A 9,293-nucleotide genomic window follows, 5' to 3' on the forward strand; every position below is an offset into this window, starting at 1 on the left:
GTGATCGCCGGGGGCGGGGGAGGGTTTGCTTCCGCTTTTGGGCCGGGGCGGGGGTGGGGGTCGGTTCGGTTCAGGGGCGGCGGGCCGAAGGCGGGGGCCGGTGCTTCAAGTCGGCGTGCTGCGCCGCCCCTCAGGGCGCGGGTTTTCGAAGCGCCGCCCCCCGGGCCGCCAGAACGCGAGGTCGTCAGGGCGTCGTCCGCCGGAGCGGCGGGCCGTCAGAGCGCCGGGCTTCCGGAGCGCGGAACGCCGGCCGTCAGGGCCAGACCAGGCAGTACGGCTGGTGGCCGGCCTCGTGGAGGCGGTGGGAGAAGTCCTGCCACTCGTGGAGCAGCCGGTAGACCGTGAAGGCGTCGCGGGGGCCGCCCCGGTCGGGGACGGTGGACCAGATGAAGGCGGCGGCGCCCACGGATTCCTCGCCGATGCCGCGCAGCGGGTCGACGACCGTCATGGGCAGCTTCACGACCGCGTAGTCGGGGTGGAGCACGACCAGTTCCAGCGGGGGCACCTTGTGCAGGGGTATGCCCTGGATGCCGGTGAGCACCATGGCGGCGACCGTCTCCGGCTTGATCCTGGTGAACATGCCGCCCATGCCCAGCTCGTCACCGCCGAGCTCCTCGGGGCGCATGGAAATGGGTACGCGTGCGGCGGTGGCCCCGTTGGGTGCACCGAAGTACTTGTAGGTCACCCCCACTCGGCCACTCCTGATCGCGCTGTGTCCCCCGTCGACCCTGTCGTCGTCGCCGGTCCTGTCGGCCCTGCCCGTCGCGCCGGGGCCACCGGCGCCGTCCGTCCCGCCGGCCCTGAGGTGGTCGTCCCGCCGGTGCCGGCCCCTGCGGGGCGGCCGGGCTCGCTCGGGCCCCAGGTCGTCGGTGCCCTCACCCAGTCCGCCACCGCGATGCATATCTCCACCCGATCGCTTTTTTACGCAGCACAGCCCCCGCCGCGCAACCCGATCATCGTCTCAGACACCTCCCCCGTCGAGAGCGTGCGAAACGCCCGGACACACGTGCCCACGGGGCTCTGAGACCATGGCTAGCGTGAGCTACCCCTCTCCGGGCCCAGTGTCCCAGATGCGCGGGGGCCGGCACCCGGTCGGAAGCAGGAGAAAACCCAGCGAACCCGAGTGAACCCCAGCAGAGCCCACAAGCCGGGGCGTGCGGCGGCCGTCGCCGTCCCTCCCTACGTCTCCGCAGGCAGGAACAGAGTGCCTTATTCATATGAAGCCCCAGTGTCCCAGACGCTCTTCGAGCGCGCGGCGGTCGTGACGCCCGGTGGCGTGAACTCTCCGGTGCGGGCGTTCCGTGCCGTGGGCGGTACGCCCCGCTTCATGGTGTCCGCGACCGGTCCGTACCTCACCGACGCGGACGGCCGGGAGTACGTGGATCTGGTCTGTTCGTGGGGGCCGATGATTCTCGGCCACGCGCACCCCGAGGTGATCGCGTCGGTGCAGGCGGCGGTGGCCCGCGGTACGTCGTTCGGCACGCCCGGCGAGGGCGAGGTGGCTCTCGCCGAGGAGATCGTGGCGCGGGTGGAGCCGGTGGAGCAGGTGCGCCTGGTCTCGTCCGGGACCGAGGCGACGATGTCGGCGATCCGGCTGGCGCGCGGGTTCACCGGCCGGGCGAAGGTGATCAAGTTCGCGGGCTGCTACCACGGGCACGTGGACGCGCTGCTGGCCGCGGCGGGCTCGGGTGTGGCGACGTTCGGGCTGCCGGACACGCCGGGCGTGACGGGCGCCCAGGCGGGCGACACGATCGTCCTGCCGTACAACGACCTGGAGGCCGTGCACGAGGCGTTCCACGCGTACCCCGGCGAGATCGCCTGTGTGATCACCGAGGCGTCGCCGGGCAACATGGGCGTCGTCCCGCCGCGCCCGGGCTTCAACGAGGGTCTGAAGCAGGCGTGCGCGAAGAACGGCGCGCTGTTCATCTCCGACGAGGTCATGACGGGCTTCCGGGTCTCGAAGGCCGGCTGGTACGGCATCGACGGCGTGAAGCCGGACCTGATGACGTTCGGCAAGGTGATGGGCGGCGGCTTCCCGGCGGCGGCATTCGGCGGCCGGGCCGACGTGATGGCGCACCTGGCCCCGGCGGGCCCGGTCTACCAGGCGGGCACGCTCTCCGGTAACCCGGTGGCGACGGCGGCGGGCCTGGCGCAGCTGCGGCTGCTGGACGACGCGGCGTACGAGCGGGTGGACGCGGTGTCGGCCGAGGTCAGCGGGCTGGTGACGGCGGCGCTGACGAAGGAGGGCGTGGCGCACCGGCTGCAGACGGCGGGCAACATGTTCTCGGTCTTCTTCACGGACCGGGAGGTCACGGACTACGAGCTGGCCAAGCGGCAGCAGTCGTTCCGGTACACCGCCTTCTTCCACTCGATGCTGGCGCAGGGCGTCTACCTGCCGCCGTCGGCGTTCGAGTCCTGGTTCGTGTCGACGGCCCACGACAGTGCGGCGATCGAGCGGATCGCGGCGGCCCTGCCCGCGGCGGCGCGGGCGGCGGCCGAGGCGACGGAGGAGCAGAAGTGAGCGAGGGCGGCAACGACATCACCGTCGTGCACCTGATGCGGCACGGCGAGGTGCACAACCCGGACGGCGTGCTGTACGGCCGCAGACCGGGTTACCACCTGTCGGACCTGGGCCGGGAGATGGCCGACCGGGTGGCGGAGCACCTGGCGGGCCGGGACATCACGTACGTGGTGGCCTCGCCGCTGGAGCGGGCGCAGGAGACGGCGACGCCGATCGCCAAGGCGCACGGTCTGGACCTGGCGACGGACGGGCGGCTGATCGAGGCGGAGAACGTCTTCGAGGGCAAGACCTTCGGCGTCGGCGACGGCGCGCTGCGCAAGCCGGCCAACTGGAAGCACCTGACCAACCCGTTCCGGCCGTCGTGGGGCGAGCCCTACGTGGAGCAGGTGGTGCGGATGATGGGCGCGCTGAACGCGGCGCGGGACGCGGCGCGTGGCCATGAGGCGGTGTGCGTCAGTCACCAGCTGCCGATCTGGATCGTGCGCAGCTTCGTGGAGCGGCGCCGGCTGTGGCACGACCCGCGCAAGCGGCAGTGCACGCTCGCCAGTCTGACGACGTTCACCTACCGGGGCGACAAAATCGTTTCGGTGGGCTACAGCGAGCCGGCCCGCGACCTGGTCCCGGCCCATCTGCGGGCGGGTGCCAAGCCGGTCAAGGGCGGCGCGAAGGCGTTCGGGGCCTGAACGGTTCCCCTCGCGGCCCGGGGGCCGGAACGTCCCCGGGCCGCGAGACCGCCGTACGGGCTCGAACGCACCGCCGACGGGCGGTGCCTGTCGGCGGCGCTCCGGTGCGAAGGGGACTCCGAGCCGCTGAGCACCAGGGTCGGGTGGGGCAAGGGGGGCGCGGAAGATCCCGTAAATCGCCATGCGAAACTTTTCACATGAGTGCCTGCCGCGCCGATCGACGCACCCGGTTCCGCCCGTTCCGCCGTCGTACCGCCGCGCCGGCGGTCGGCGCCGTCCTCGCGGCGCTGGCGCTGAGCGCCTGCGGGTCGGGAGGGACGTCCGGCGGTGGCGGCGAGACGCAGTTCGTCCAGGGGACGGGCGGCGTCCAGGTCGTCAAGGACAAGGGCGCCCGGAAGGACGCCCCCGAGCTGTCCGGCAAGACCCTCCAGGACGAGGAGCTCAACGCCACCGAGAAGTTCAAGGGCAAGATCATTGTCTTTAACGTCTGGGGCTCGTGGTGCGCTCCCTGCCGGGCCGAGGCCAAGCATCTGGTGCGGGCCTCCCGGGACTACAAGGACAAGGGCGTCGAGTTCGTGGGCCTCAACGTCCGCGACCCGCGCCCGGCCAACGCCCGCGCCTTCGAGAAGGCCTTCGACGTCCCGTACCCGAGCATCCAGGACTCCGGCGGGAAGCTGATCCTCCGCTTCCCCAAGGGCAATCTCAACCCGACGGCCATCCCGTCGACCGTCTTCATCGACCGGAACGGGAAGATCGCCGCCCGCGCGATCAAGCCGCTCACCGAGAGCGAACTGCGCGACACGCTCGACCAGCTGGTCGCGGAGAAGTGACGCCGTGGACGTCGCGTCGACCGTCCTCGCCGCCTCCGGCGACGGCATGAACCACACCATCCTCTCCGGAGCGCTGCTGCTGGCCCTGCCCGTGGCGGTGCTCGGCGGTCTGGTCTCGTTCTTCTCGCCCTGCGTGCTGCCGCTGGTGCCGGGCTACCTGTCGTATGTGACGGGCGTCGGCGGCGCGGATCTCGCGGAGACGCGCCGGGGCCGGATGCTGGCCGGCTCCTCCCTCTTCGTGCTGGGCTTCAGCGCCGTCTTCGTCTCGTTCGGGGCGGCCTTCGGCTTCTTCGGCAACACGCTCAAGCAGTACGAGGGCACGATCTCGAAGGCCCTGGGCGTCGTCATGATCGTCCTGGGACTCCTCTTCACGGGCCTGCTGAACCGATTCGGACAGCGCGAGTTCCGTTTCCATCTGAAGCCCACGATGGGGCTGCTGGGGGCGCCGCTGCTGGGCATAGGCTTCGGCGTCGGCTGGACGCCCTGCATCGGACCCACCCTGGCCGCCGTGAACACCCTGGCGTTCAAGGAGGCGAGTCCGGGCCGCGGCACCCTGCTGACCCTCGCCTACTGCGTCGGCCTCGGCCTGCCGTTCATCCTCACCGCCCTCGCCTTCCGCCGGGCGCTCGGCGCCTTCGGCTGGGTCAAGAAGCACTACGTGTGGGTCATGCGGATCGGCGGCGGCATGCTCGTCCTCGTCGGCGTCCTCCTGGTGACCGGAGCGTGGGACTACCTCATCCAGGACCTGCAGACGTGGGCGAACAAGTACCAACCCGGGATCTGAACCATGGCCAAGACCGATAGCACGCCCACCTCCGAGGCGCGGGAGGACGACGCCGCGGGCGCCCGGCTCTCCACGGCCCCGGCCGAGGACCGGGGCCAGGCGATGCCCGGCTCGTTCGGCGGGACCCGGCGGCCCGGCCTGCTCGGCGCGCTCGCCTGGACCGGGCGGGAGGTCACCGGCTGGCTGCGCTGGTTCTGGCGGCAGCTCACCTCCATGCGGGTCGCGCTGCTCCTGCTGCTCCTGCTCTCCCTGGCGACCATCCCCGGCTCGCTGATCCCGCAGACCAGTGTCGACTCGGTGAAGGCCGACACCTGGAAGCAGGCCCACAAGACGCTGACGCCGGTCTACGAGAAGCTCCAGCTCTTCCACGTCTACAGCTCGGTGTGGTTCTCCGCGATCTACATCCTGCTGTTCGTCTCGCTGATCGGCTGCATCGTCCCGCGCACCTGGCAGTTCGTGGGCCAGCTGCGCGGCCGGCCGCCCAAGGCGCCGCGCAACCTCACCAAGCTGCCCGCCTACGCCACCTGGCGCACCGATGCCGACCCGGACGAGGTGCTGGCGGCGGCCCGGCGGACGCTGCGCCGCAAGCGCTTCCGCACGGTGGCCTCCGACGACTCGGTGGCCTCCGAGAAGGGCTACCTGCGCGAGGCGGGCAACCTCCTCTTCCACGTCTCGCTGATCGTGATGCTGGTGGCGTTCGCGTCCGCGCAGCTGTGGAAGTACGAGGGCGGCAAGCTCGTCGTCGAGGGCGACAAGTTCTCCAACACGCTCACGCAGTACGACGACTTCAAGTCCGGCGCGCTGTTCCGGACCGACGACCTGCCCGCCTTCGGCTTCGAGCTCAAGGGCTTCACCGGTACGTACGAGCGCACCGGCCCGCAGAAGGGCACGCCGCGCGACTACCGGGCGCACATCCGGTACTGGGAAGGCTCGGACGGCGAGCCGCGCGACACCACGATCAAGGTGAACGAACCGCTGGAGGTCGGCGGTTCGAAGGTGTACCTGCAGGGCCACGGCTACGCGCCGCTGGTCACCGTCCGCGACGGTCAGGGCACCGTCGTCTTCCAGGGCCCGGTGGCCTCGCTGCCGCTGGACAACAACATCACCGAGACCACCGTCATCAAGGTCCCCGACTACTGGGACAAGAACGGCAAGAAGGGCCAGATCGGCTTCCGGGGCAACTTCGTCCCCACGCTCGACCTGCGGACCGGCACCATGGCGTCCGTCTTCCCCGCGCTGGACAACCCGGCCCTCATCCTGACCGCCTACCACGGCGACCTGGGCCTCGACACGGGCGTCCCGCAGAGCGTCTACAAGCTCGACACGCGGAGCCTGAAACAGTTCAAGGAGAAGGACGGCCGGAACTTCGCGCGGGCGCTGAAGCCCGGCGACACCATGACGCTGCCGGACGGCGCCGGTTCGCTGAAGTTCGACGGCATCAGCACCTGGGCGACCTTCCAGATCAGCCACAAGCCCGGCGACATGCCGGCGCTGGCCGGTGCCGTCGCGGCGCTGGTCGGCGTGGCCGGGTCGCTGTTCATCCAGCGCCGCCGGGTGTGGGTGCGGGCCGTGCGCGGGGCGGACGGGCGTACTGTCGTGGAGCTGGCCGGCCTCGGCCGCAGCGAGTCGGCCAAGGTGCCGGAGGAGCTGTACGAGCTGGCGGTCGCGCTGCAGAGCGAGGCGCCGCCCGTCGCGGAGGAGCCGGCCGAGGAGTCCGACGCGGGCGAGGAGACCGGCGGGAAGGCCGCTTCGGACGAGGCGGCCCGTGACGGGACGGCCTCCGGAAAGAGCGGCGATAAGAGCGGCGCGAAGACCGACGCCAAGACCGACGCCAAGACCGACGTAAAGACCGACGGAAAGAACGACGACGCACAGGCCGACGGAGAGATCGGCGCGACAGCCGATGAAGAGGTCGGCGACAAGGCGGTGACGACAGCCGAGGGCGGGGCCGTGGACAAGCCCGCCGCAGCGGACGCCGACACGACCGCCGAACAACCCACCCGACCCGCCGACCCCACCGATTCCTCCGAATCCTCCGAAGGAGCGCGCGCGTGAACATCGCTGCCGCGGCCAACGAGAACATGGCCCATACCAGCAATGTGCTGATCTACTCGGCGATGGCCGTCTACACCCTCGCCTTCCTCGCCCATATCACCGAGTGGGTCTTCGGCAGCCGCAGCGCCGTCGGCCGTACCGCCGCCGCGATCACGGCCGAGGCCCGCCCGGCCGTCGCGGTGACCGTCCGCAAGGCGGGCGGCACGGCGGTGCTGGAGCGGCCCAAGGTCGTCACCCGGTCGGCCCCCGGTACCCGCGAGGACGTCCCGGACGGCCCGGGCGCGGCCGGCACCAGCGAGAAGGGCGACCTCTACGGCCGCATCGCGATCTCGCTGACGGTGCTGGCGTTCGCCCTGCACGCGGGCGGGGTGCTCACCCGCGCCCTGTCGGTGCGGCGGGCGCCGTGGGGCAACATGTACGAGTTCTCGACGACCTTCGGCATGTGCGCCGTCGGCGTCTACCTCGGCCTGCTCCTCGCCAAGAAGAACATCCGCTGGCTGGGCCTGCCGCTGGTCACCACGATCCTGCTGGACCTCGGTCTCGCCATCAGCGTGCTCTACACCTCCAGCGACCAGCTGGTGCCCGCGCTGCGCTCGCCCTGGCTGTGGATCCACGTCTCCTGCGCGATCATCTCCGGCGCCTCGCTGTACGTCGGCATGGTCTCCACCCTCTTCTACCGCTTCCGTGACGGCTACGAGGTCCGCCTGGCGGCCGGCAAGACGGGCCCGGGCGTCCTGGAGAAGAAGCTCAGGGGCCTGCCGAAGGACGCCGGCCTGGGCATCCGCCTCGGCGTCCGCCTCCACATGGCCTGGGACAACATGCTGAGCCGCATGCCGTCCGCCGCCACGCTCGACAAGTTCGGCTACCGGATCAACGCCACCGTCTTCCCGCTGTGGACCTTCACGATCATCGCGGGCGCGATCTGGGCCGAGGCCGCCTGGGGCCGCTACTGGGGCTGGGACCCCAAGGAGGTCTGGTCCTTCATCACCTGGGTCGCCTACGCCTCCTACCTGCACGCCCGCGCCACCGCCGGCTGGAAGGGCCGCAAGGCCGCCTACCTGGCCCTGGCCGCGTTCGCCTGCTACCTCTTCAACTACTACGGAGTCAACTTCCTCTTCGGCGGCAAGCACTCCTACTCGGGCGTCTGACCGGCACCGGCACCGGCCGCGCGTCACCCACACGGGCCCGCTCCCTCGTTCGGGGGAGCGGGCCCGTGTGCGAGGGTGAGGGGCGGAGCGCGTTCCTAGACTCGGGATTTCAGACGGGGAGGTGCCGATGGTGACCGTTGAGGACTCGGCTGAGCTGGATGAGATGTTCGCCCTCATCGAGGCCATGAATGTGCCTGCGGGGTATCGGGCGGAGGTCATCGAGGGGGAGATCGTCATGAATCCGCAGCGCAGGGTGCACGCAGCGATCATTCGAGCGTTGAATCGTGCCTTGGAAGCCGCTCTCGGAATCGATGCCGGCATCCTCTGGGACGTGCGTATCGACTTCCCCGGGACCCTCAACGGTTACGCTCCCGACATCGCCCTGATGAAAGACGGTGCGGAGGAAGACGATCGCGGGGGCTTCGACTACCGCGACGTCGAGTTCATCGCCGAGGTCGTCTCCAAGGGCAGCCGGCGTGACGACTACGACGCCAAGCTGAAGGTCTACGCCGCCGCCGGCGTCCCGACGTACCTGATCGCCGACCCGAAGACGGGAGTGGCGCACGTCTTCCACGCGCCGCGTGACGGCGTGTACACCGACGAGACGAGCCACACCTTCGGTGAGAAGTTCGCCCTCCCCGGGTCCGGGATCGTGATCGACAGCGCCTCCTGGCCCCGCGACTGACGCGCGCGACGCGCGGGGCTGTGGTGTGCTGGGGACATGGAGATGCCGTCCCCCTACGGGGCCTCGGAGACCCACGGTGACATCCACACGCTCTGCTACGAGCTGTCGCTCCCGTATCCCCGGGAGCGGGTGTGGCACGCCGTGGCGACGCAGGAGGGGCTGCCCACCTGGCTGGCCGCCGCCGAGCCGTTCGAGCGGCGGGAAGGCGGGGCGATCACCCTCCGGTGGCTGAACACCGACCAGGAGGGCAACGCCACCGTCGCGCCCGGCCGGGTGACCGCCTGGGAGCCGGAGAGCCTCGCCGAGTACACCGTCGAGATCCACGGGCGGATCCGGTTCGAGCTGGAGAAGGCGCCGGCGAGCGTCGGCGGGACGCTGCTGCACTTCACCAACGAGATGCCCGGCACGGACGACATGCGGCTGGACTGCCTGGCCGGATGGCACCACCACTTCGAGTACCTGATGCAGGCGCTCGCCGGGCACCCGGCGGACTGGGCGGCCTGGCGGCTCGACCGGTGGCGGGAGCTCCGGGGCGAGTACGAGAAGGGGAAGCGGGAGCTTCCCTAGCCCGCCCCGCCCCGCCCCGC

At 70.8% G+C, this 9,293-nt stretch carries 9 protein-coding genes; 8 read left to right on the forward strand and 1 reads right to left on the reverse strand.

Annotated elements, in window-relative coordinates; all coding sequences use genetic code 11:
* Positions 1-253: 253 nt before the first annotated feature.
* Positions 254-901, reverse strand: coding sequence for a hypothetical protein (locus ACSNOK_RS26245; RefSeq protein WP_436783248.1), 648 nt, complete (start codon positions 899-901; stop codon positions 254-256).
* Positions 902-1,204: 303 nt separating this feature from the next.
* On the opposite strand from ACSNOK_RS26245, the gene hemL reads away from it, so the two are divergent.
* The 8 genes from hemL to ACSNOK_RS26285 all read left to right on the forward strand — a co-directional run bounded on the left by hemL (position 1,205) and on the right by ACSNOK_RS26285 (position 9,273).
* Positions 1,205-2,521, forward strand: a complete 1,317-nt coding sequence (gene hemL, locus ACSNOK_RS26250) for a glutamate-1-semialdehyde 2,1-aminomutase (RefSeq protein WP_436783249.1) — start codon at positions 1,205-1,207, stop codon at positions 2,519-2,521.
* Between the two features lie 35 nt (positions 2,522-2,556).
* Positions 2,557-3,204: a histidine phosphatase family protein gene (locus ACSNOK_RS26255; protein WP_436783255.1), complete on the forward strand. Its 648-nt coding sequence runs from the start codon at positions 2,557-2,559 to the stop codon at positions 3,202-3,204.
* Positions 3,205-3,401: 197 nt separating this feature from the next.
* On the forward strand, positions 3,402-4,034 hold the full coding sequence (locus ACSNOK_RS26260; protein WP_436783250.1) for a TlpA family protein disulfide reductase: 633 nt from the start codon (positions 3,402-3,404) through the stop codon (positions 4,032-4,034).
* A gap of 46 nt (positions 4,035-4,080) precedes the next feature.
* Positions 4,081-4,818: a cytochrome c biogenesis CcdA family protein gene (locus ACSNOK_RS26265; protein ID WP_436783256.1), complete on the forward strand. Its 738-nt coding sequence runs from the start codon at positions 4,081-4,083 to the stop codon at positions 4,816-4,818.
* A 3-nt stretch (positions 4,819-4,821) separates the two neighbouring features.
* On the forward strand, positions 4,822-6,873 hold the full coding sequence (gene resB / locus ACSNOK_RS26270; protein WP_436783251.1) for a cytochrome c biogenesis protein ResB: 2,052 nt from the start codon (positions 4,822-4,824) through the stop codon (positions 6,871-6,873).
* Entirely contained in the window at positions 6,870-8,021 is a 1,152-nt protein-coding gene (ccsB, locus tag ACSNOK_RS26275; RefSeq protein ID WP_436783252.1) for a c-type cytochrome biogenesis protein CcsB, read from the forward strand. Before resB ends, ccsB begins: the two co-directional genes overlap by 4 nt.
* 127 nt (positions 8,022-8,148) lie before the next feature.
* Positions 8,149-8,706, forward strand: a complete 558-nt coding sequence (locus ACSNOK_RS26280) for a Uma2 family endonuclease (protein ID WP_436783253.1) — start codon at positions 8,149-8,151, stop codon at positions 8,704-8,706.
* A gap of 36 nt (positions 8,707-8,742) precedes the next feature.
* Positions 8,743-9,273: an SRPBCC domain-containing protein gene (locus ACSNOK_RS26285; RefSeq protein ID WP_436783254.1), complete on the forward strand. Its 531-nt coding sequence runs from the start codon at positions 8,743-8,745 to the stop codon at positions 9,271-9,273.
* The last annotated feature ends 20 nt before the right edge of the window (positions 9,274-9,293 follow it).

It is taken from the genome of Streptomyces sp. URMC 126, from assembly GCF_051386555.1.
Classification (GTDB): domain Bacteria; phylum Actinomycetota; class Actinomycetes; order Streptomycetales; family Streptomycetaceae; genus Streptomyces.